The following is a 21,626-nucleotide window of genomic DNA, read 5'->3' as shown; positions in this document are numbered from 1 at the left end:
CGAACTGGCCACGCTGATCAACCTGCCGCCGGGCACCGACGTCAAACTGGCGATGCCGGCCGACGACTATCCGATCCCCGAACTCAAGGTGGAAATGGACAGCCTGGAGCGCGAAGCCCTGGCCTCGCGCCCGGAACTGCGCGAGCAGGACTACCAGTCGCGCATCAGCGCCGCCGAAACGCGCAAGGCCATGCTGCGCCTGCTGCCGGGCCTGGAATTCTCCGCAGGCGGCCATTACGACAGCAACTCCTACCTGGTCGACCAGAGCTGGGCCGACTACGGCGTCAAGGTGACCTGGAACCTCTTCAACGTGATCTCCGGGCCTGCCGCAATCAAGGTCGCCAAGGCCGGCGAAGACGTTGCCGCGGCGCGTCGCCAGGCGCTCTCCATGGCCGTGCTGGCGCAGCTCTACGTGGCCCGCGCCAACTACCAGGAAGCCCGCCGGCAGTTCCAGACCAGCGACGAACTGGCCAGCCTCGACGGCCAGATCACCCAGGAACTGCGCAATCGCCACCAGGCCCAGGGCATCGGCGAACTGGAGCTGATCCAGGGTGAGCTGAACAACCTGCAAGCCGACCTGCAGCGCGACCTGGCCTACGCCGAGCTGCGCAACGCCTACGGCCAGGTGTTCGCCAGTGTGGGTCTCGACCCGCTGCCGGCGCAGCTGAAGTCCGACTCGCTCAGCGACATCGGCCAGGGCCTGGCCAGCCGCGAGGCGCAGTGGCAGCGCGGCGAGATCGCCACGCCCTGAGGCGCGCTGACGCCTGAATGAGAAAGCCCCGGCCAGGTGCCGGGGCTTTTTTTCGGGTTGCTGGCGCGGGTCGTTACAGCCACCAGCGCAGCAGGTAGAACGCGCCCATGCTGAGGATCACGCTGAGCAGCACGTTGCGCGTCCACAGCACCAGCGCCACGGCGACGACGGCGCCGAGCAGGTAGGGGTTGTCCAGGCGCAGGTTCAGCTGATGCTCGGGCAGGAACACGATGGGCCCGCAGATTGCGGTGAGCATGCCCGGCACGGCGAAGCCGAGGAACTGCCGCACGTTGCTGCTCAGGCGTATCGGCAGGCGTGGTTCGAGGAACACGTAGCGGTTGAAGAACACGATCAGGCCCATGCCGAAGATCACTGCCCAGACCATCATGCGCGCACCCCCGAGAATTTCTGACAGAGGAACCCGGCGAACATCCCCGCCAACCCCGACAGCACCAGCGCCGAGCCCACCTGGCAGTAGCTGAGCAGCACCGAGCAGAACAGCGAGACGGCGACGCACACCACCGTCGGGAGGTTCTTCACCACCGGCACGATCAGTGCGACGAAGGTGGCGGCGATGGAGAAGTCCAGCCCCAGGTGCTCCAGCCCAGGAATGCTGGTGCCCACCAGCACGCCGACGAGGGTGAAGAGGTTCCAGGCGATGTAGAACGTCAGGCCCACGCCCAGGGCGTACCAGCGGTTGAAGGTTTCGCGGTCGTGGCCGCTGACGAGGGCGAACAGTTCGTCGGTGAGCAGGAAGCCCAGCCCCGCGCGCCAGCGCCCCGGCAGCCCGGAGATCACCGGGCGCAGAGTCATCCCGTAGAGCAGGTGCTGCGAGGTCAGTAGCAGGGTGGTGATCATGATCGAGAAGAACCCGGCGCCGCCCTTGAGCATGCCGATGGCCACCAGTTGCGCGGCCCCGGCGAAGACAATGGCGGACAGCCCCTGGCCGTGCAACGGCGACAGCCCGGCGTCGATCGCCAGGGAGCCGGCGAGCAGGCCCCAGGGCAGGACCGCGAGCGACAGCGGCAGGATGTCGATGGCGCCCCGGAGGAAGGCGCGTGAAGGAAGCTGATCTTGGGACATGAAGGGTTCTGGCAGACAGGTAAGTGCCTTCAGCGTGGCAGAGAAATGCGCCGCCTGGCTTGAACAATCTTGCTGTCTGCCGCCAGTCAGCGTTGCAGGAGATTCTATGTCTACCCTAGCGCCGGTCTCGCCGACGGGCCTCCAACGTAGGATGTGGTGGAGCGCAGCGATACCCATGCTGTCGGTGCCCAGAAACGATGGGTATCGCTGCGCTCCACGCCATCCTACGACGTGTTCCTCCTGACGCTTGTGTGAAAGGCGATACCCTTCAATCAAACGCCACAATCGCCTCCAGCTCGTGTAGTGCGTAGGGCGGATAACGCTGGCGCGTTATGCGCCCTACGGTCTGTAAGCGAGCTTGCTCGCGAACCGCCCAGCGTCGGAGTGACCGGAATACTGGTACGCGAGCAAGCTCGCTCCTACAAAACCGCCCACGCTCCTGCAAGAAAAGCCCGTGCCACGAGCATGAAAAAGCCCCGGCAGGCTCACGCCAACCGGGGCTCTTGCTGACTGCCTCAGGCCACGACCGGAATCATCGGGTCAGCCGCCGCCAGTGCAGTGGTGCGATCAGCCGCTGGCGGGTAGATCCACACGGTATTGATCTCGGTCTTGATCTTCTTGCCTTCCTCGCGCTGGAAGCGCACCTGGCGGTCCCAGCCCTCGGTGAACAGTGCGCCCCAGGCGCCCAGGTCCAGGCAGGTCACGTACTTGGGCTGGCTGTAGGGGATGGGCGCTACGCCCAGCAGGTCGGCGGCGGCGTTGTTGCCGGCCGAGCGGCCCAGGGCGATGGCGTGCTGGCAGGTCATCAGCGCGTGGTTGCCGGCGTCATCCACGGCGGCGTAGGCCACGTCGCCGGTGGCGAACACCGCATCCTGGCCGATCACCTGGAGGTTGCGGTCCACATGCAGGCGACCGCTGCGGTCGCGCTCACCGGCAACCTGTTCGGTCAGCGCGCTGGCGCGTACGCCGGCGGTCCAGACCACGGTCTTCGCCTCGATGCGCTCGCCGCTGGAGAGGGTCACGCCGTTTTCGTCGATGGATTCCACCGAGGCCTTCAGGCGCCACTCCACACCCAGTTCGGCGGAGGCTTCAGCCACCACCGACTGCGAGGTGACACCCAGCGCGCTGCCGATCTCGGCGCCGCGATCGACCACGATCACCCGCACCTGGGCTTCCGCACCCAGCACTTCGCGCAGGCGCGCCGGCATTTCGGTGGCGGTCTCGATGCCGGTGAAGCCGCCGCCGGCGACGATCACGGTATTGCGTGCTGCGGATTCCGGCAGTTGGTGCAGCGAACGGATGTGAGTTTCAAGGCGCACGGCCTGGTCGATGTCGTCCACGTCGAAGGCGTGCTCGATACCCGCCAGGGCGGGGCGGGCAACCTTGCTGCCGCTGGCGAGGATCAGGCGGTCGAAGCCCAGGGTGGCGATCTCGCCGCTGGCAGCGCGGTAATCCAGTTGACGGCCGTCGACGTCGATCTGCTCGGCGCTGCCCTGGATGAAGGTCACGCCCACGGCGCCAAACAGCTCGCCCAGCGGCGCGGCCATCTGGTGCACGTTCGGCTCGTAGAAGCGTGGGCGGATGCGCAGTTCGGCCTGGGGCGCGAGCACCGCGACTTCGACGTCGCCGCGCTGGTGCAGATCGAGCAGACGCGTGGCGCTCAGGGCGCTCCACATACCCGCGAAACCGGTGCCGACGATCAGGATGCGTTGTTTCATGGTGCTCTCCGACGAAAAGTGTGAATCCAGGGTGGGTTCCCGAGTGCCTGACATCGGAGCGGTTCGCTTCCTGGCTCGTCTCGGATAACTGCGACTATATTTGTCGTAGTTATGTGGTGCAACCGAATTCTGCTGCAAACTCCGACCGTTCGTCACGGTCGGCGCGGGAAACTGCCGCTGCTTCTGTTTATACGGTGAACACGCCATAGCCTTGCAGGTCGCATGCTGCGGATGACAGATCGTCCGGGTGCATGCTTAAGTGCTTGCCGGATGCCCGGTGTGGCTTGAAAATAATGCGACTGATCTAGTCGGAGTTTGTGATGGCTTTGTACAGTGCAGGAGTGGAGTACGGCATTCATTGCCTGCTCTACCTGACGGACGAGAAGGGCGATGGCCGCGACTCCAGCGTGCGTGCGCTGGCGGAGCTGCAGGGTGTGCCCCAGGAACTGCTCGCCAAGGTCTTCACCAAACTGGCCAAGGCCGGGCTGGTGGCGGCTACCGAAGGCGTGCGCGGCGGGTTCCGCCTGGCGCGGCCGGCGGACGAAATCACCGTGCTGGATATCGTCAAGGCCATCGACGGCGACAAGCCGATCTTCGAGTGCCGCGACATTCGTGGCCGCTGCGCGGTGTTCGAAGGCTCGCCGCCGGAATGGGCGACCTGCGGCACCTGCTCGATCCACGCGGTCATGCTCACCGCGCAGAAGCGCATGGAGGAAGCCCTGGCCCAGCACACCGTGCTCGACCTGGTGCGCCGCGTCGGGCGCAAGGCGCCGCCGGAATTCGGCGATGCCGTGGTGCAATGGATGGATGCCCAGCGCGACGGCCCCAGCGCCGCCAACTGAGGCTCGCCTAACGCGCCTCTCCGCCGCGCGGTTTGTAGAAGACGAACTCCTCGGTCTCGGCCGTGCGGAGGTATACCTTCGCCCAGTTCGGCGAGACGTGGCGGTCATGGAAGTACAGGGCGCCGCGTGTGCGGTCGCCCAGTTGCTGGTTCAGCGCCTTGCGGGCGATTTCCTTGGCGATGTCGTAGCGGTTCTTCTCTTCCACCTGGTCGGAGCGTCCGTCGCACCACCAGGAAAACTGACAGTGCTTCTGCGCCTGGCCCTGCTTGACCACACCGCATACGGTGTCGGGGAAGCCGCCATGGCCCATGCGGTTGAGCACCACGTTGGCCACTGCTTCCATGTCCGCCTTGTCGCCACCCTTGGCTTCCCAGTAGAGGGTCCGCGACAGGCAGGTGATGGCGTCGCCCAGCGGCGCCTTGCCGGCCGGGTCCAGTGCCTTGACCTCGGATTGGGTGATGGGTGCGGGGCGGGTCACCGCCGTGGTGGGGTGGGCGACCTGCTGTTCCAGCACTTCGGCCTTGTTCACCGCCGCCTGGGCTTTCGCGTCGGTAGAACTGCCGAGGGAGGCGGCAAGGGAGTGGGGCGCCCACAGCGTGAGCAGAAGCAGCGGAAGCCAACGGCGGCACATGCTCGAACCTACCTGCGCAGCGAAACCCGACGGGCCGTTGCGCCGATTCCTTTCCGAACCTGCGCAACGGCGCCCTTGAGGCCGCTTCTGAATGAAGCGACTGCGCCTGATCGTTGTGACTGTGCCCTACGCAGTTAGATTCAACCTTCCAGCCAGACGGTAATGCGGGCAGCCCGCGAGTGACGGGGCTTAGGGCAGATACCGCTGGAGGAATTCGCCCACTGCCTGGAGCACCGCCGGCTGTTGCTCGCGGTGCGGAACGTGGCCGCAATCGGGCAGGAGCCTGAGCATCGTCGGGACGCCGGGCACCGAGGTGAAACGTTCCGGATGCGCGGCCGATCCGTACTCGTCCTGCTCGCCGTGCAGGCTGAGGATCGGGCACCGCACCTGCGCCAGTTCGGCGTCCAGGTTCCAGTCGCTGAAGTCGTCGGACAGCCAGGTATCGACCCACGCACGCAGCACCCAGAAGGCCTTGTCGCCGTGGTATTTCTGCAGGCGTTCCAGCTGGCCCTCGCGGGCGAATTCCAGTTCCGCGGCGCGGATGCCATCGCGGGTCCGGTGCTCGACGAAGGCCTGGGCCGATTCAGTGATCAGTGCTGCGCACGCCTGCGAATGCTGAGCCGCACACGCCACCGCCATGGCGCCGCCGACGCTGTGACCGAACACCACGCAACGCTCGAGGCCGAAGTGCTGTTGCAGCAAGGGGAAGAAGGTGCGCGCCTCGTCGTCGATGAAGTCCAGCGGCAGGGCGCCTGGATAGCGCTCGGAGCGGCCGAAACCGAGGCGGTCGTAGGCGATCACCTGGCGGCCGGTGCTGCGCGCGAGCTGCTCCGGGAAATCTCGCCACAAGGTCACGCAGCCCAGCGAGTCATGCAGCAGCAGGATCGGCTCGCCGGTGGTTTCGGCGGGTGCCCAGTCCTGGGCGAACAACTGGCCCTTCTCGCTGCTGATCCAGTGTTCCCGGGTGCTGACGGGCAACGACATGACACTCTCCTGTACTGACTCGCTGTGGGGTCGGTCATAGTATTCCCGCCAAGTGCCCGAGGCGATGTTCAGACGGGCGTATGCATAGTCCGATCGGGCCAGGAGGGTGTTTGAAGCAGGTAGCGATTCTGTCCTATGAAGGCTGCTGGGCGATGGGGCTGTTCTCGGCCGCGGACTTCTTCCGCATTGCGGCGTTGCTGGAGCGGCACCTGGGCGTGGAGCAGTCCTTCGCGGTGCGGGTGGTGTCTGTCGATGGCGCCCCGGTGCGGGCGGCGGGCGGGCACATCATCACGGCGGAGGGCGCGCTGGCGGATGTCGAGGCGGCGTCGCTGATTGTCCTGCCGGCCATCGAAGGCCCTTGTCTGGCCGGCTTCGAGGCGGATGCGCGGGTGCTGGCGTGGCTGGGCCAGCACATCGACGCCGGCGCGCTGGCGTGAAGGCGCTACCTGAGGGCCGCTAAGGAAACCTTAAGGTAGCTCGGCGATGATGACGACTCGCGGCCGGAGTTGTCCCGGGCAGTGCTCACACCGGGTCCGGTCGCTTTTTTTAATTCACGAAAGGAGTCCTGCCTTGGACACTTGCCCTGGTCGATTGCGACAGGTCTGAACAGCGAGCCGTCCGGCAGAATCCTGCCACTGTCTCGCTGCGTTGCGGACAGTGGCGATACGCATCCCGCCACGGGATGACGTCTCACCATTCCCCTGCGGGGCCAGCCTGGCCCTTCGCTCCCGCGCAATCCACCACCCGAATGCGCGCCGGCCTTGCCTGGCGCATGGAGCGGCCGCGCGCCGCAAACGAGGTGGAACATGGATTGGAAAATCTTCCTGCTGCGGGTTGCCGCGGCACTCATCCTGGGCGCCCTGATCGGCGCCGAACGCCAGCTGCGCCAGCGCCTCACCGGCCTGCGTACTAATGCCCTGGTCAGTACCGGCGCTTGCCTGTTCGTGCTGATGACCCAGGCCATGCCGGGGCTCTCGGCGGACGCCCCGCGCATCGCTGCCTATGTGGTGTCCGGCATCGGCTTCCTCGGCGGTGGCGTGATCATGCGCGATGGCCTGAACGTGCGCGGCCTGAACACCGCCGCCACGCTCTGGTGCACCGCCGCCATCGGCGTGCTGTGCAGCATGGGGCTGTTGCTGGAAGCCGCGTTGGGCAGCGTGGTGGTGCTCTGCGCCAACATCCTGCTGCGCGACATCGCCCAGCGCATCAACCATCAGGACGTGGTGCCGGCCAACGAAGTGGAGCAGCGTTACGGCGTTGCCATCATCTGCCGCGCCGAAGACGAGATCCAGGTGCGCAGCCTGATGCTGCACAACCTGGACAGCAGCGAACTGCGCCTGCAATCGCTGCACAGCGAAGACCAGGCCAACCCGGCCAAACTGGAAGTGCGCGCCGAACTGCTCGGCGGCCACGGCGCTGCCGGCCAGCTGGAGCGCATGGTCAGCCGCATCAGCCTGGAGAAGGGCGTCAGCTCGGTACGCTGGCAGCTGTTCGAGCTGGCCAGCGATTGACCTGATTTGCGCCAATGGATTGTGTGTAGGAGCGAGCTTGCTCGCGAGCCGCTTGGCACTGAAGGATCGTGGGATGGCGTGGAGCGCAGCGATACCCATCAACGCACTGCACCAGCAGCATGGGTATCGCTGCGCTCCACGCCATCCTACAAAGAACCTGTCGGCATCGGAGTGTGGCCTGTTCGCGAGCAAGCTCGCTCCTACAAGGGCCGGTGCCACTGCGCGCCCCGCTCCTCAGGGCGAGGGCAAGTCCTCGCGCAGGGCTTCACGTAGGAGCGGGCGGCTCAGTTGAGCTTCGACAGAATGTCCCACGCCAGCTTCACCCGCACCTCGTTGGGGTAGTTGCGGTTGGCGAGGATGACGATGCCGCGCTGTTTCGACGGGACGAAAGCCACGTACGCGCCGAAGCCGCCCGTGGCGCCGGTCTTGTTCACCCACACGGCCTGCTGGGGTGGCAGTGGCTTGCGCAGGGCGGTCACCGGCTGGCTCTGCAGCACCATGCTGCTGCCGTTGTACTGCTGCAGTTCGGCGAGCTTGGGCGGGTAAGCGTACTGCTCCCAGATCAGGTCCTGGGTCAGCGGGCCGACCTGGTAATAGCCGGTGCGGGTGGCGTCCACCGCCACCTGTAGCTTGTCGCCGAGCTTGATCTCGCCCAACTGCACCTGCACGAAGCGCAGCAGGTCGCGGCTGCTGGATTTCACCCCGTAGGCCTCGTCGGCGATCGGGTCGGAGTTCACCCGCACCGGGGCATTGTCCTTGTCGTAACCCTGGGCGTAGATGCCCTGGCGGGTCACCGGCACGTCGATGTGGGTGTTGCTCAGGCCCAATGGCGCGAAGACGTTGCGCTGCATCGCGGTCTTGAACGGCACGTCCAGCGCGCGCGCGGTGACGATGCCGAGCAGGGCGATGCTGGGGTTGGCGTAGCTGCGCTGGGTGCCGGCGGGGTACTGCGGCTGCCAGCTCTTGTAGTAGTCGGTGAGCTGCTGCGGCGTTTTCACCTCGTCGGGCAGTTGCAGCGGGAAGCCGCCGGCGGTGTGGGTGGCGAGCTGGATCAGCGTCACCTTGTCCAGCGCACTGCCGCGCAGTTCCTTGAGATAGAGCGTCGGGCTCTGCTCCAGCTTGAGCTTGCCGACCGCCTGGGCGAAGCCGGCGAGGGTGGCGGTGAAGGTCTTGCTCACCGAGCCGATCTCGAACAGCGTGTCGCTGCTCACCGGCTGCTTGCTCTCTGTCGATGCCACGCCGAAGTTGTAGAAGCGCTGCTCGCCGTGGTCGGTGACGCCGATGGCGAGGCCGGCGATGTTCTGCTCGCGCATGACCTGCTGGGCGAGCTTGTTCACCTTCGCATCGAAGTCCGGCGGGGCGGCCTGAGCGAAGCCGGCGACGAGGAGAGGGATGATGCCGAGTACGAGTGGGGCGGTCCGGTGCATGACGACTTCCTGGGCAGTGCAATGGGCTGACCCTAGCACCGCTGCGGCCAGCTCTCCAGCCAGACCGGTAGCGCTACGCCGCCGAGCATGGCAGTGGTAGGATTCGCGCCCCATGCGAATCTCCGACCTCGACCAACGCCTTGCCGACCTTGGCGCGCTGCCCCTGCACCGCGCGCGGATGCTGCGCGCCTGGCTGCAGGGCCGGCCGCTGGATGCCGGCACCAAGCGCCAGGCGACCGAGGATTTTCTGCCGCTGAGCGTGCGCAATGGCGTGGCGCAGATCGCCGCCGAACTGGATGCCCTGGCGACCATTCAGTCGCGTCATCCCGGTGGCGACAACTCCGAGCGCCTGCTGGTGCGCCTGGCCGACGGGCAGATGGTGGAGAGCGTGCTGTTGCCGCGCGGCGGCGTGTGCGTGTCCACCCAGGTCGGCTGCGCCGTGGGCTGTCGCTTCTGCATGACCGGCAAGAGCGGCCTGCTGCGCCAGCTTTCCACCACCGAGATCGTCGCCCAACTGGTGCTGGCACGCCGCGTGCGGCCGGTGAAGCGGGTGGTGTTCATGGGCATGGGCGAGCCGGCGCACAACCTCGACAACGTGCTGGAAGCCATCGACCGTCTCGGCACCGATGGCGGCATCGGCCACAAGAACCTGGTGTTCTCCACCGTGGGCGACCCGCGAGTGTTCGAGCGCCTGCCAGAACAGCGAATCAAGCCGGCCCTGGCGCTGTCGCTGCATACCAGCAATGCCGCGCTGCGCGAGCACCTGCTGCCGCGCGCGCCGAAGCTGACACCCGAGGAACTGGTGGAGCAGGGCGAGGCCTATGCGCGCGCCACGAACTACCCGATCCAGTACCAGTGGACACTGCTCAAGGGCATCAACGACAGCCAGGAAGAACTCGACGGCATCCTGCGCCTGCTCAAGGGCAAGTTCGGCGTGCTCAACCTGATCCCCTTCAATGCGCTGGAAGGCGACCAGTACCAGCGCCCGGACGCCGAGCGCATCGCCGAGATGGTCCGCTACCTGCACAGCCGTGGCGTGCTGACCAAGGTGCGCAACAGCGCCGGGCAGGATGTCGACGGTGGCTGCGGGCAACTGCGTGCGCGGGCGACCGAACTGATCGCCACGAGCCGGCGACGGATCATCCCGGCCGGCTAACGCTACGTTGCTTTGGCTTGGGGCGCCGGGCAGGGCCCGCCGCCGTCCCCGCGCGACACGGGCCGCGCTGCCTGCCCCCGAGTCTTCGGGGCGGTGAAGCGAATTAGCCGTCGCCTGGCGGGGAGCCGGCCCGCTGCCGGTTGAGCGCGCTGAGTTCGTGGATCATCTGGAACAGGCGGAGGATGAAGCCGCACTCAAAGCTGTTGCGCGCTTGCCCCCTGGTGAACTGGCTACGGCCGAAGATCAGCCTGTTCCACGGCGGCGAGCCGCCGCTTTGGCTCATGCTCTGCTCGGCGGCGAGCATGCCTCGGTTCACTTCTTCCAGGTGCTTCTGCTGGTTCACGCCGAGGAATATCCTCCGGCAGAAGGGCGTGGCGGCGACCGAACCGTGGGCGATCCGCTGATCCAGGCGCGCCTGCCAGTACGTTTCATGAACCTGATGGCGCAACTGGCGGATGAGATCGAGTTCGACCTCCGTCGCCCGGAGGTGGATCAGGCGGCCCAGTGTGTTCAGGGTCTTCTGTGTCTGCTCGTAGATCGCGAGGGATGGATCGTCGTCGTTGAATGTCATGTCGGCCTCCGGGCTGTGCGTTGGCGTTGGTCCAGGGCCAGCTCGTAAAGGTGTTGTGCTTCGCTGACCAGGGGCGCGATGGCGGCGGCGAGGCGGGCGACCTCGTCAACCAGCCCGCTGTCGGGGTTGCTTTCCAGCAGGCGCAACAGGTCTTCCACGGCTGCCAGCCGGCGGCTGGCGCAGTCGTACAGATGGTCGGCGGGGGCCAGTGCGTTGACGAACAGCACGTCGTCGTGGGGCTGTGCGGGGAGGGGAGTGAAGTGGGCGTCAAGCATGGTGCACCTCACGGCGGAGGGCGGGGGAGCGGTGGTGCGCGGGGGTGAAAGGGGGGTAGTGCATTTCCGTTGCTCCTTCTCTCATTGAGGAGCCGCCACCTTTCGTTGCGACACGAAGTTAGGGTGGCGGACCGTGCGAGGGTCGCAAACCGGTGGAAGGAGCAAAACCGGTAAGGCATAGGCCTTCCCCGCACGGTCTGCCATAGATGCACTGGATCGAGGGGTAGTTGAGAAACCCGTTTCCGATGCAAATGGCGCTACGTGCGCTCCTGATTCCAATCGAGTTGCGACACCCGGCCACAGATGAGCTGTGACGAAGGGGAGGCTATCGACGACGCGCGTAGGCTCACAAGGGTAATGGCGTGTGGGAAGCATCGCATTGGCCTGTCATGCGTTGCGCTGGGAACAAACCTGGGAGTGTGACGAGATCCCGCTGTATGGAGAGTTATTTTCCTGACAGATGGATTTTTCATCAGGAATTTTCCTACGTGATGATGAGAGTTCGCGGACCGTCAACCGGCAGGGGGATTTCTAGAATCGGCGCCACATCGCTGCGGTACCACCGCCCGGCGTCGTTCTCATTTCCCTCAGCAGGTTGTCCCATGAAGCTCAAACTCGTTGCTCTCCCCGCGCTGCTGGCCGTCCTCGCCGGCTGCGAACAACCCGGTTTTTCCGGTATGCGGCCTGCCGCCAATAATCGCGTCGGCGTTCCGGCGCTCTCGCTGGTGCAGGAAGCTGTGCGCAGCCTGGCGCCAACCTTCAGCGGCAAGCGTATCCCCCTGCTGGAAAACCAGCTCTGTGCACTCGCCCAGGGGCAAATCACCGCGGCGCAGAACGCCGCGCAGTTGGCCAAGCTCGGCGTCGACGCCAGCCGTTTGCCGCGCCGGAGCACAGACGCGCTGGCCCTGCTGGTGAACGGCGACCGTGCCGGGCAACTCACCGCCTGCGCTGCTGCCCAGGCCGATGCAGCGTTCCTGCTGCCCAACCCCGCCGAACTGATGCGTACGGTGTCGGTCGCCCCGGCCGATGCCAAAACCGATGCAAAGGCTGACGCCAAGGCCAAGCCCGCCGAAGCCCGTCGCGAGATCGACCAGCAGGCGGTGAACCAGATGCTGTCGGTCAAGTTGAGCCAGGGCCGCGCCAACGCCGAAGTGTTCGCCGTGATCGCCTCGCGCCTGTCGGCACTGCCGGGCCTGACCGAGGCGGACTACCGGGCCCGCGCCCAGGCCCTGTTCGGCGAGCTGGCACCCGCTTACCTGGCGCGCCAGCAGCAACTGCGGCCGGCGTCGGGCACCCACTTCCAACTCGACCAGCTGGATGCCAACCAGCTGGCCTTCCGCACTGACACCGGCTTCCGCTATCAGCTATCGAGCAGCGACGGCCTGAGCCTGCGCAACTACGGCCAGCTCTGGTACGGCAAGGGGATTCTGCTGGGGGCGAACTACCGTCTGCAGGTCGACAACCTGCTCCAGGTCGGCCAGGTCGACGACGTGCGCTGACGAGCGCTGGCGGAATACCGTCTGGCCAGGCACCAGCTGCGGCTGGACGGTCGTTGCAATCCCTTCTGCGGGAAAGCCGGAAAGCATGCATCGGGATACGTTCAGCCCGGTGTGCTCCGGCTTTTTCTCGTTGATCTTCTTTCTGCTCCCGGCACGCGCTGCGTCTGCCCTTCCGCTGGCGAACACGCTCGGAAGAGGGGCTCGGACGTCGCGGCTCCTTTCTGTTCCTGCTGTCAGCTAATGATTCGTCTGGCGAGTTTTCTGAAGGGATTAATCCTACATCCGGTTCCGAAAGCTACGACTTCGTCTGCGCGGCTCGCTCCCTAACATCGTGTCATCCGCCCGCCAACCAGTTTGCGGCGGTCCCCTCAAATGTTTTGGAGCGTTCATCCATGAACCGAAGTTACCGCAGCGTCTGGTGTGAGAAGACTGGCACTTACGTCGCTGCATCCGAATTAGCCAAGAGCCGTACCAAATCCCCCACCTCTCGTATTGCCGCGTTTGCGGCCGCCATGGGGTTGAGTGCTCTGGGTATTGTCGACCCCGTGGAAGCCGGCGGGCTGGATGGGGGCACGGTCGTCAATTCGAATCAGGTCGCCATTGGCAGCGGCGCGAAGGTGACGGCCAACGTCAACGATAATGGTTCTGGTGTTGCCATCGGCGTCAACGCCCTGTCCGCCGGTGCATATGGTGTCACACTGGGTGGTAATGCCTCGGTGCTGGGCGCACAGTCTGTTGCGATCGGCTATGGGGCTATGACCGACAGCTCCGTCTTCAATGCCACTGCACTCGGCTTTGGTGCGCAGGTGACAGGCGCTGCTATTGACGGGACAGCTATCGGTACTGGGGCGAAAGCCACCGCATACGGAGCTGTGGCGTTAGGGTCGGGAGCCTTGGCGGACCGTGACAATAGCGTTTCCGTCGGTACCAGCGCGTGGCGGCGTCAAGTGGTCAACATGGCTGCCGGTACCGCCAGTACCGATGCTGTGAACGTCTCGCAGCTCACTCCGCTGGTCACCGCCCTGGGTGGTGGCGCAGCCTTCAACAGCAGCACCGGCGCCATCACTGCGCCCAGCTACCTGCTGACCAACGCCAACAGTATTGCCGGTACCTCGGGTGCGGCTGCTGATGTGGGCACCGGCTTTGGCAAGGTTGACGCGGCGCTGGGCAAGGTCAATGCCATGGCCGCCAAGACCAACCGCTATTTCAAGGCCTCGGGCAAGAATGACGGTACCGATGATGCATCGGCCTCAGGCAACAGTGTGGCCATCGGCGCCAATGCCAGTGCGAGCTCCGCCGGCAACTCCTCGGTCGCCATCGGTGAGAACGCCAAGGCCACCTACGGTACCGGTATTGCGCTGGGCCTCTCGGCTACCTCCAACGGTGCGGGCATCGCCATTGGTACTGCAGCAACCACCACCTCGGTGGCTGGCGGCGAGCAGCAGATCGCCCTGGGCGCAGGCGCCACCACGACGACTGCGGCGGCGACGGCTTTGGGTTACAACGCCAGTGCCTCCAAGGCCAACAGCGTCGCCCTGGGTAACCAGTCGGTGGCCGACCGTGCCAACAGCGTTTCCATCGGCAACGGTTCGCTGCAGCGCCAGATGATCAACATGGCCGCCGGTACTGCCAGTACCGATGCAGTGAACGTCTCGCAGCTCACTCCGCTTGTCACCGCCCTGGGTGGTGGCGCAGCCTTCAACAGCGGCACCGGCGCCATCACTGCGCCCAGCTACCTGCTGACCAACGCCAACAGTATTGCCGGTACCTCGGGGGCGGCTGCTGATGTGGGCACCGGCTTTGCCAAGGTTGATTCGGCCCTGGGCAAGCTGAACACCAGTATCACCACCATCAACAACGGCGGTGGCATCAAGTACTTCCACGTTAACTCTGCGCTGGCTGACTCGTCGGCGACGGGGGCGAACTCCACGGCGATTGGTCCGGCTGCGGTGGCCTCGGGTAATAGCGGAGTGGTGATCGGCAACGGCGCTAATTCGGCCGTCTCGAACGCCGTTGCGGTGGGCACCAGCAGCAAGGTCGATGGCTCCGGTTCGGTCGCGATCGGTGCTGACAGCTATGCCTTCTCCTCTGGGTCTGGCAACGGTCAGAGCGTGGCTGTGGGGGCAGGCGCCAATGCTCATGGTGACTTCTCCACATCACTGGGTGGCCTCTCCAAAGCCTCCGCTGCCGCCACGGCGGTCGGTGTAAACGCCGCCGCCGAGGGGGATCGTGCAATCGCCTTGGGGGCTAGCTCCAACGCTTCGGGTGGCTACTCGATGGCCCTTGGTGTGAACTCGACCGCAACTGCAACGAACGCCGTGGCGTTGGGTAATGGCGCGAATGCTTCGTTGGCCAACTCGGTGGCCATCGGTAACGGCGCCACCACTTCAGCAGCGGTAACTACCAGCAGCGGCACCATCGGCGGCAAAACCTATACCTATGCCGGCGGCACTCCGACGGGCGTGTTCAGCGTGGGCAGTGCTTCAGCTACCCGGCAAGTTCAGAACGTGGCGGCAGGCCAGGTTTCCGCGGCCAGCACCGATGCGGTGAACGGTTCGCAGCTGTTCGCGACCAACGCCCAGGTGACGCAGAACACCACCGACATCAACACCCTCAACACCACCATCAGCAACATGGGCGTCACGACCGATGCAGTGGTGTATGACTCTTCGGCCCACACCAAGGTGACCTTCGGCGCTGCCGGTACTCCGGTGCAACTGGCCAACGTCAAGGCCGGTGAACTGTCTGCTGGCAGCCTGGATGCGGTGAATGGCTCGCAACTGTTCGCTACCAACCAGCAAGTGGCGCAGAACACCACTGACATCGCCGGCAACACCACGTCGATCACCAACCTGGACGGCCGCGTGACCACCGTTGAAGGTGATGTTTCCAACCTCACCACCAACATCAACAGCGGCACCATCGGCCTGGTTCAACAGTCCGCAGCTGGCGAAAACCTCACTGTTGGCAAGGATACCGATGGCGCTGCCGTCGACTTCGCTGGCACAGACGGTGCTCGCAAGCTGATCAATGTGGCTGACGGTACTCTGGCGGCCGACAGCAAAGACGCCGTGAACGGCGGCCAACTGTTCGCGACCAACCAGCAGGTGGATCAGAACACCTCGGACATCGCTGGCAACACCACGTCCATCACCAACCTGGATGGCCGCGTCACCCAGAACACCACCGACATCAACAGCATCAATACCAACATCACCAACATGGGTGACACGCTGGCCGATGCGGTGATGTATGACTCTTCGGCCCACGACAAGGTGACCTTCGGCGCCGCCGGTACCCCGGTGCAGCTGACCAACGTCAAGGCTGGTGAACTCTCTGCCGACAGCCTCGATGCGGTGAACGGTTCGCAGCTGTTTGCGACCAACCAGCAGGTTGATCAGAACACCTCGGACATCGCCGGCAACACCACGTCGATCACCAACCTCGATGGCCGTGTCACCCAGAACACCACCGACATCAACAGCATCAATACCAACATCACCAACATGGGTGACACGCTGGCCGATGCGGTGATGTATGACTCCTCGGCCCACGACAAGGTGACCTTCGGCGCCGCTGGCACTCCGGTGCAGCTGACCAACGTCAAGGCCGGTGAGCTGTCGGCTGACAGCCTGGATGCGGTGAATGGCTCGCAACTTTTCGCAACCAACCAACAGGTTGATCAGAACACTACCGACATCGCTGGCAACACCACGTCGATCACCAACCTGGACGGCCGCGTGACCACCGTTGAAGGCGATATCACCGATATCACCAACAACATCAACGCAGGCACTATCGGCCTGGTTCAACAGTCCGCTGCTGGCGAAAACCTCACTGTCGGCAAAGACACCGATGGCGCTGCGGTTGACTTCGCTGGCACTGACGGCGCTCGCAAGCTGATCAATGTGGCCGACGGTACCGTGGCTTCGGGCAGCAAAGACGCCGTGAACGGCGGCCAACTGTTCGGTGTAAGCCAGTCGGTGGCCGATGCCATGGGCGGCGGTTCGATCGTGAATGCGGACGGCTCCATCTCCGCACCGAGCTACAGCGTCACCAACGTCGATGGTTCCACCACCAACGTGAACAACGTAGGCGATGCGATCACCAACCTGGATGGCCGTACTACCCAGAACACCACCGACATCAACAGCATCAACACCAACATCACCAACATGGGTGACACGCTGGCCGATGCGGTGATGTATGACTCTTCGGCCCACGACAAGGTGACTTTCGGCACTGCCGGTACTCCGGTGCAGCTGACCAACGTCAAGGCCGGTGAACTCTCTGCCGAAAGCCTGGACGCAGTGAACGGTTCGCAGCTGTTTGCGACCAACGAACAAGTGGCGCAGAACACCACTGACATCGCCGGCAACACCACGTCGATCACCAACCTCGATGGCCGTGTCACTCAGAACACCACCGACATCAACAGCATCAACACCAACATCACCAACATGGGTGACACGCTGGCCGATGCGGTGATGTATGACTCCTCGGCCCACGACAAGGTGACTTTCGGCGCCGCTGGTACTCCGGTGCAACTGACCAACGTCAAGGCTGGTGAACTGTCCGCTGAAAGCCTCGATGCAGTGAACGGTTCGCAGCTGTTCGCGACCAACCAGCAGGTTGATCAGAACACGACCGATATCTCCAGCATCACCAACAACATCAACAGCGGCACCATCGGCCTGGTTCAGCAGTCCGCTGCTGGCGAAAACCTCACTGTCGGCAAGGATACCGATGGCGCTGCGGTTGACTTCGTTGGCACTGACGGTGCTCGCAAGCTGATCAACGTGGCCGACGGTACTCTGGCGGTCGACAGCAAAGACGCCGTGAACGGCTCGCAGCTGTTTGCGACCAACGAGCAAGTGGCACAGAACACCACTGACATCGCCGGCAACACCACGTCGATCACCAACCTCGATGGCCGCGTCACCCAGAACACCACCGATATCAACAGCATCAACACCAACATCACCAACATGGGTGACACGCTGGCCGATGCGGTGATGTATGACTCCTCGGCCCACGACAAGGTGACTTTCGGCACTGCCGGTACTCCGGTGCAGCTGACCAACGTCAAGGCCGGTGAACTCTCGGCCGAAAGCCTGGACGCAGTGAACGGTTCGCAGCTGTTTGCGACCAACGAACAAGTGGCGCAGAACACCACTGACATCGCCGGCAACACCACGTCGATCACCAACCTCGATGGCCGTGTCACTCAGAACACCACCGATATCAACAGTATCAACACCAACATCACCAACATGGGTGACACGCTGGCCGATGCGGTGATGTATGACTCCTCGGCCCACGACAAGGTGACTTTCGGCGCCGCTGGCACTCCGGTGCAGCTGACCAACGTCAAGGCTGGTGAACTCTCGGCTGAAAGCCTGGATGCGGTGAACGGTTCGCAGTTGTTTGCGACCAACCAGCAGGTGGATCAGAACACCTCGGACATCGCTGGCAACACCATGTCGATCACCAACCTCGATGGCCGCGTCACCCAGAACACCACCGACATCAACAGCATCAATACCAACATCACCAACATGGGTGACACGCTGGCTGATGCGGTGATGTATGACTCCTCGGCCCACGACAAGGTGACTTTCGGCGCCGCCGGTACTCCGGTGCAGCTGACCAACGTCAAGGCTGGTGAACTCTCTGCCGACAGCCTCGATGCGGTGAACGGTTCGCAGCTGTTTGCGACCAACCAGCAGGTTGATCAGAACACGACCGATATCTCCAGCATCACCAACAACATCAACGCAGGCACCATCGGCCTGGTTCAGCAATCCGCGGCTGGCGAAAACCTCACTGTCGGCAAAGACACCGATGGCGCTGCGGTTGACTTCGCTGGCACAGACGGTGCTCGCAAGCTGATCAACGTGGCTGACGGTACCGTGGCTTCGGGCAGCAAAGACGCCGTGAACGGCGGCCAACTGTTCGGTGTAAGCCAGTCGGTAGCCGATGCCATGGGCGGCGGCTCGGTCGTAAATACGGACGGCTCCATCTCCGCGCCGAGCTACAGCGTCACCAACGTCGACGGTTCCATCACCAACGTGAGCAACGTGGGTGATGCGATCAGCAACATCGATGGTCGCGTGGCGAACAACACCACGTCGATCACCAACCTGGACGGCCGAGTGACCACCGTTGAAGGCGATATCACCGATATCACCAACAACATCAACAGCGGCACCATCGGCCTGGTTCAGCAGTCCGCTGCTGGCGAAAACCTCACTGTCGGCAAAGACACCGATGGCGCCGCAGTCGACTTCGCTGGCACCGACGGCGCTCGCAAACTGATCAACGTGGCTGACGGTACCGTGGCTTCGGGCAGCAAAGACGCCGTGAACGGCGGCCAGCTGTTCGGCGTAAGCCAGTCGGTAGCTGATGCCATGGGTGGCGGTTCGGCTGTGAATGCGGACGGCTCCATCTCCGCGCCGAGCTACAGCGTGACCAACGTCGATGGTTCCATCACCAACGTGAGCAACGTAGGCGATGCGATCACCAACCTGGATGGCCGTACTGCGCAGAACACCACGGACATCAACACCATCAACAACTCCATCACCAGCCTGAACGGCGTGATGGGCGATGCGGTGATGTACGACTCGGCCGCTCACGACAAGGTCACCCTGGGTACTGCCGGCAAGGCCGTCCAGTTGACCAACATCAAGGCCGGTGAACTGAGTGCCAGCAGCTCCGACGCGGTGAACGGCGCGCAGCTCTACGAGACCAACAACAAGGTCGCCGTCATCGATGGCCGTGTGACCAACCTCGAAGGCAGCGTGACCAACATCGTCAACGGCGGTGGCGTGAAGTACTTCCACACCAGCTCCACCCAGGCTGACTCGGTTGCCAGCGGCGCAGACTCCATCGCGGTAGGCGGCAAGGCTGTGGCCAGCGGCGAAGGTTCTGTCGCCCTGGGCGATGGCGCCAACGCCTCGGCGAAAGGCAGCGTTGCCGTGGGTCAGGGTGCCAGTGACAACGGTCGTGGCGCGGAAAGCTACACCGGCCGCTACTCGGGCATGGAAAACGTGACTCTTGGCACTGTGTCGTTCGGCAATGCCACCACTGGCGAAACCCGTACCCTCAGCAACGTGGCCGACGCCAAACAGGCGACCGATGCGGTCAACCTGCGTCAGCTCGACGGTGCCGTGGCGGAATCGAAGTCGTACACCGACAGCAAGGTTGCCGGTATCACCGATGGCATGGCTGACTCGATTGCCAAGGTCGACAATCGCGTGACCAAGGTCGAGAACGATGTGACCAACGTGCAGAACGGTACCGACGGCATGTTCCAGGTGAAAAACTCCCAGAACCTGCCCAAGCCCAAGGCGACCGGCAACAGCTCCGTCGCTGGCGGCGCCGGTGCCGAAGCCGTGGCTGACAACAGCACGGCTATTGGCAACAACGCCAAGGCCAAGGGCAAGAACTCGGTGGCTCTGGGCGCCAACTCGGTGGCTGAACGTGACAACAGCGTGGCCGTCGGCAGCGCGGGCAACGAACGCCAGATCACCCATGTGGCAGCGGGTACCCAGCGTACCGACGCCGTCAACGTGGGCCAGGTGAGCGATGCTTTGACCGCCATGGGCAACGAATCGAACCAGCGTTACAACGACCTCAAGAACGACATCAGCGAGCAGGATGATCGTCTGAGCGCCGGTATCGCCGGGGCCATTGCCATCGCCAGCCTGCCGCAGCCGATGGTCAACGGTGGCAGCACCACCGCGGTGGGCATGGGTACGTTCAACGGCCAGTCCGCCGTGTCGGTGGGTATGTCCCACGTCTCCAACGACGGCAAGTGGACCACCAAGCTGGGTGGCAGCACCGATACCCAGGGCCGCTTCTCGGCAGGAGGTTCCGTCGGCTACAACTGGTAACCGACTGCGGTCTGCCTGCCGCCGGTTGGCAGCAGGCAGACCGCGCAAGGCAACCGAAAACAAGCGCCCCGATACTCTGTCCGAGTATCGGGGCGTTTTCGTTCAGGAGTCGAAAGGGCGATGCGCGCTCTGGTTTGGGCGCAGGGCAGGGCAGGGGCGGCAGGCCCGTGAGGTGACCGTTGGAGGCTTGCCTGACTTGCACCGACCTTGTGCCGATTGTTAGCCTTCCCCATCTGAAAACACCAGCAGGGCTGGGTATGGCGATCCGGGTTGTCGAAGCACAAGAAGTAGATCAGCAGCGCATAGCCATTCCTGGTTGGGAACAGCAGTACACGCAGATGTCCGCCGGGCGATTCTCCGGGCGCATCCTGCATGCCGAGGTCGAGGGGATCGAGCTCTACGAGGAGCAGATGAACCTGCGCGTGGAGCAGGAGTTCCACGCCCCGCCCGGCGCCCTGGTGTTCAGCTTCGACATGTCCGACAACGCGCTCTACCTGCTCGACGGGGAAACCCGCAACGCCTGGGTCACGCCGGAGAACTACCGCGAGGTGGCGGTGGTGATCAAGGAGTCCGAGCACTGGGGCCAGCCGGCCGATGCCTTTGCCGACCTGGTGCTGACGCCACTGCGCTCGGGCCACTGCCAGTCGGTGGCGACCTCGCTGAGCAACCTGCTGACCGGCGCGTCGGCCGGTGATGATCCGATGGATGCGCCGGGTGTGGCGCAGAGCATCGTTTCCCACTGCTTCTCGCTGCTGTGCGAGGCCCCGCTGGATGGCGAACGCCGGGCGCGCTCCATCGTCCAGGCCAAGCGCGTGGTGCAGCGGGTCAAGGAACTGGTGAACGACTGCCCCGACGAGCAGTTCGGCATGGCCGACCTCGCCGCCAAGGTGGGTGTTTCACCGCGCACGCTGCAGCAGTCGTTCCTGCATTACGCCGGCATGCCGCCCATCGTCTGGCTGCGCAACCGTCGGCTGAATGCCGCGCGACGTGACCTGCTGGCCGCCGCCGAGTCCGGCATGAGCGTGGCCGAGGTGGCGATGAAGTGGTCGTTCTGGCACCTGGGACGATTCTCCCAGTCGTATTTCGCGTTGTTCGGCGAGTACCCGAAGACCACCGCCAAGTTGGGCGGCCGGGCCTGATCCCGTGCCGGTGACGGAGCGGGCTTGGGAACATCGCGGACAGAGTCCGCTCCTACGCTAGCCGGTTACGTAGGAGCGGACTCCGTCCGCGATAGGCATCCGGCAGCGCCGATCAGCCCAGCAGCTCACGCACCCGGTACC

The 21,626-nt window shown here is 64.4% G+C and carries 16 protein-coding genes and 1 pseudogene; 9 read left to right on the top strand and 8 right to left on the bottom strand.

The features are described from left to right. On the top strand, positions 1-751 hold a 751-nt coding region (locus tag CTR55_RS17775), incomplete at its 5' end, for a TolC family protein (protein WP_296284083.1). Between the two features lie 73 nt (positions 752-824). On the opposite strand, the gene CTR55_RS17770 is transcribed toward CTR55_RS17775, so the two are convergent. The 3 genes from CTR55_RS17770 to CTR55_RS17760 form a co-directional block, all read right to left on the bottom strand. Next, entirely contained in the window at positions 825-1,139 is a 315-nt protein-coding gene (locus CTR55_RS17770; RefSeq protein WP_024763816.1) for an AzlD domain-containing protein, read from the bottom strand. Next, positions 1,136-1,834, bottom strand: a complete 699-nt coding sequence (locus CTR55_RS17765; protein ID WP_296288147.1) for an AzlC family ABC transporter permease — start codon at positions 1,832-1,834, stop codon at positions 1,136-1,138. The genes CTR55_RS17770 and CTR55_RS17765 overlap by 4 nt, the downstream gene beginning before the upstream one ends. 515 nt (positions 1,835-2,349) lie before the next feature. After that, the gene (locus tag CTR55_RS17760) at positions 2,350-3,552 is read right to left on the bottom strand and encodes an NAD(P)/FAD-dependent oxidoreductase (protein WP_296288146.1); all 1,203 of its coding nucleotides are present in this window, start codon (positions 3,550-3,552) and stop codon (positions 2,350-2,352) included. Between the two features lie 320 nt (positions 3,553-3,872). Here CTR55_RS17760 and CTR55_RS17755 point away from each other — a divergent pair, with 320 nt between their 5' ends. Then, positions 3,873-4,394 carry an Rrf2 family transcriptional regulator gene (locus tag CTR55_RS17755; RefSeq protein WP_296288145.1) on the top strand — a complete coding sequence of 174 codons (522 nt, stop codon included), beginning with the start codon at positions 3,873-3,875 and terminating at the stop codon, positions 4,392-4,394. Positions 4,395-4,401: 7 nt separating this feature from the next. Here CTR55_RS17755 and CTR55_RS17750 read toward each other — a convergent pair whose 3' ends face one another. Next, complete coding sequence (locus CTR55_RS17750) at positions 4,402-5,025, bottom strand: cell wall hydrolase (protein WP_296288144.1); 624 nt, start codon at positions 5,023-5,025, stop codon at positions 4,402-4,404. A gap of 189 nt (positions 5,026-5,214) precedes the next feature. Next, on the bottom strand, positions 5,215-6,009 hold the full coding sequence (locus CTR55_RS17745) for an alpha/beta hydrolase (RefSeq protein ID WP_296288143.1): 795 nt from the start codon (positions 6,007-6,009) through the stop codon (positions 5,215-5,217). A 110-nt stretch (positions 6,010-6,119) separates the two neighbouring features. Between CTR55_RS17745 and CTR55_RS17740 the strand changes: the two genes are divergently transcribed. Both CTR55_RS17740 and CTR55_RS17735 read left to right on the top strand, forming a co-directional pair. After that, the gene (locus CTR55_RS17740) at positions 6,120-6,446 is read left to right on the top strand and encodes a hypothetical protein (RefSeq protein WP_296288142.1); all 327 of its coding nucleotides are present in this window, start codon (positions 6,120-6,122) and stop codon (positions 6,444-6,446) included. 369 nt (positions 6,447-6,815) lie between these two features. Next, a complete protein-coding gene (locus CTR55_RS17735; protein WP_296288141.1) occupies positions 6,816-7,520 on the top strand; it encodes an MgtC/SapB family protein in 705 nt (234 codons plus the stop codon). A 284-nt stretch (positions 7,521-7,804) separates the two neighbouring features. On the opposite strand, the gene ampC is transcribed toward CTR55_RS17735, so the two are convergent. Next, positions 7,805-8,947, bottom strand: coding sequence for a class C beta-lactamase (ampC, locus tag CTR55_RS17730; RefSeq protein WP_296288140.1), 1,143 nt, complete (start codon positions 8,945-8,947; stop codon positions 7,805-7,807). A 112-nt stretch (positions 8,948-9,059) separates the two neighbouring features. Between ampC and CTR55_RS17725 the strand changes: the two genes are divergently transcribed. Then, positions 9,060-10,103 (top strand): RNA methyltransferase, encoded by a 1,044-nt coding sequence (locus CTR55_RS17725; protein WP_296288139.1) that lies wholly within the window; start codon positions 9,060-9,062, stop codon positions 10,101-10,103. Positions 10,104-10,206: 103 nt separating this feature from the next. Here CTR55_RS17725 and CTR55_RS17720 read toward each other — a convergent pair whose 3' ends face one another. Both CTR55_RS17720 and CTR55_RS17715 read right to left on the bottom strand, forming a co-directional pair. Next, positions 10,207-10,674 carry a hypothetical protein gene (locus tag CTR55_RS17720; RefSeq protein WP_296288138.1) on the bottom strand — a complete coding sequence of 156 codons (468 nt, stop codon included), beginning with the start codon at positions 10,672-10,674 and terminating at the stop codon, positions 10,207-10,209. Continuing rightward, positions 10,671-10,949, bottom strand: a complete 279-nt coding sequence (locus CTR55_RS17715) for a hypothetical protein (RefSeq protein WP_296288137.1) — start codon at positions 10,947-10,949, stop codon at positions 10,671-10,673. The genes CTR55_RS17720 and CTR55_RS17715 overlap by 4 nt, the downstream gene beginning before the upstream one ends. Before the next feature lie 602 nt (positions 10,950-11,551). Here CTR55_RS17715 and CTR55_RS17710 point away from each other — a divergent pair. From CTR55_RS17710 to CTR55_RS17700, 4 genes and pseudogenes are all read left to right on the top strand, one after another. After that, a complete protein-coding gene (locus CTR55_RS17710) occupies positions 11,552-12,448 on the top strand; it encodes a hypothetical protein (RefSeq protein ID WP_296288136.1) in 897 nt (298 codons plus the stop codon). Between the two features lie 392 nt (positions 12,449-12,840). Next, positions 12,841-13,371 (top strand): annotated as a pseudogene (locus tag CTR55_RS27390) (ESPR-type extended signal peptide-containing protein); the annotation flags it as partial. A 33-nt stretch (positions 13,372-13,404) separates the two neighbouring features. Next, a complete protein-coding gene (locus tag CTR55_RS17705) occupies positions 13,405-20,346 on the top strand; it encodes a YadA-like family protein (RefSeq protein ID WP_296288135.1) in 6,942 nt (2,313 codons plus the stop codon). 338 nt (positions 20,347-20,684) lie between these two features. Then, complete coding sequence (locus tag CTR55_RS17700; protein ID WP_296288134.1) at positions 20,685-21,485, top strand: helix-turn-helix domain-containing protein; 801 nt, start codon at positions 20,685-20,687, stop codon at positions 21,483-21,485. Positions 21,486-21,626 lie beyond the last annotated feature (141 nt).

Origin of the sequence: Pseudomonas sp. (assembly GCF_002796985.1) — a bacterium.
Lineage (GTDB): Bacteria > Pseudomonadota > Gammaproteobacteria > Pseudomonadales > Pseudomonadaceae > Pseudomonas.
This window is presented reverse-complemented; position numbering and strand designations above follow the sequence as displayed.

Coding starts and splice junctions, on each gene's coding strand:
- CTR55_RS17770 (WP_024763816.1), bottom strand. CDS start 1,139: ATGATGGTCTGGGCAGTGATCTTCGGCATGGGCCTGATCGTGTTCTTC.
- CTR55_RS17765 (WP_296288147.1), bottom strand. CDS start 1,834: ATGTCCCAAGATCAGCTTCCTTCACGCGCCTTCCTCCGGGGCGCCATC.
- CTR55_RS17760 (WP_296288146.1), bottom strand. CDS start 3,552: ATGAAACAACGCATCCTGATCGTCGGCACCGGTTTCGCGGGTATGTGG.
- CTR55_RS17755 (WP_296288145.1), top strand. CDS start 3,873: ATGGCTTTGTACAGTGCAGGAGTGGAGTACGGCATTCATTGCCTGCTC.
- CTR55_RS17750 (WP_296288144.1), bottom strand. CDS start 5,025: ATGTGCCGCCGTTGGCTTCCGCTGCTTCTGCTCACGCTGTGGGCGCCC.
- CTR55_RS17745 (WP_296288143.1), bottom strand. CDS start 6,009: ATGTCGTTGCCCGTCAGCACCCGGGAACACTGGATCAGCAGCGAGAAG.
- CTR55_RS17735 (WP_296288141.1), top strand. CDS start 6,816: ATGGATTGGAAAATCTTCCTGCTGCGGGTTGCCGCGGCACTCATCCTG.
- ampC (WP_296288140.1), bottom strand. CDS start 8,947: ATGCACCGGACCGCCCCACTCGTACTCGGCATCATCCCTCTCCTCGTC.
- CTR55_RS17725 (WP_296288139.1), top strand. CDS start 9,060: ATGCGAATCTCCGACCTCGACCAACGCCTTGCCGACCTTGGCGCGCTG.
- CTR55_RS17720 (WP_296288138.1), bottom strand. CDS start 10,674: ATGACATTCAACGACGACGATCCATCCCTCGCGATCTACGAGCAGACA.
- CTR55_RS17715 (WP_296288137.1), bottom strand. CDS start 10,949: ATGCTTGACGCCCACTTCACTCCCCTCCCCGCACAGCCCCACGACGAC.
- CTR55_RS17710 (WP_296288136.1), top strand. CDS start 11,552: ATGAAGCTCAAACTCGTTGCTCTCCCCGCGCTGCTGGCCGTCCTCGCC.
- CTR55_RS17705 (WP_296288135.1), top strand. CDS start 13,405: ATGGCTGCCGGTACCGCCAGTACCGATGCTGTGAACGTCTCGCAGCTC.
- CTR55_RS17700 (WP_296288134.1), top strand. CDS start 20,685: ATGTCCGCCGGGCGATTCTCCGGGCGCATCCTGCATGCCGAGGTCGAG.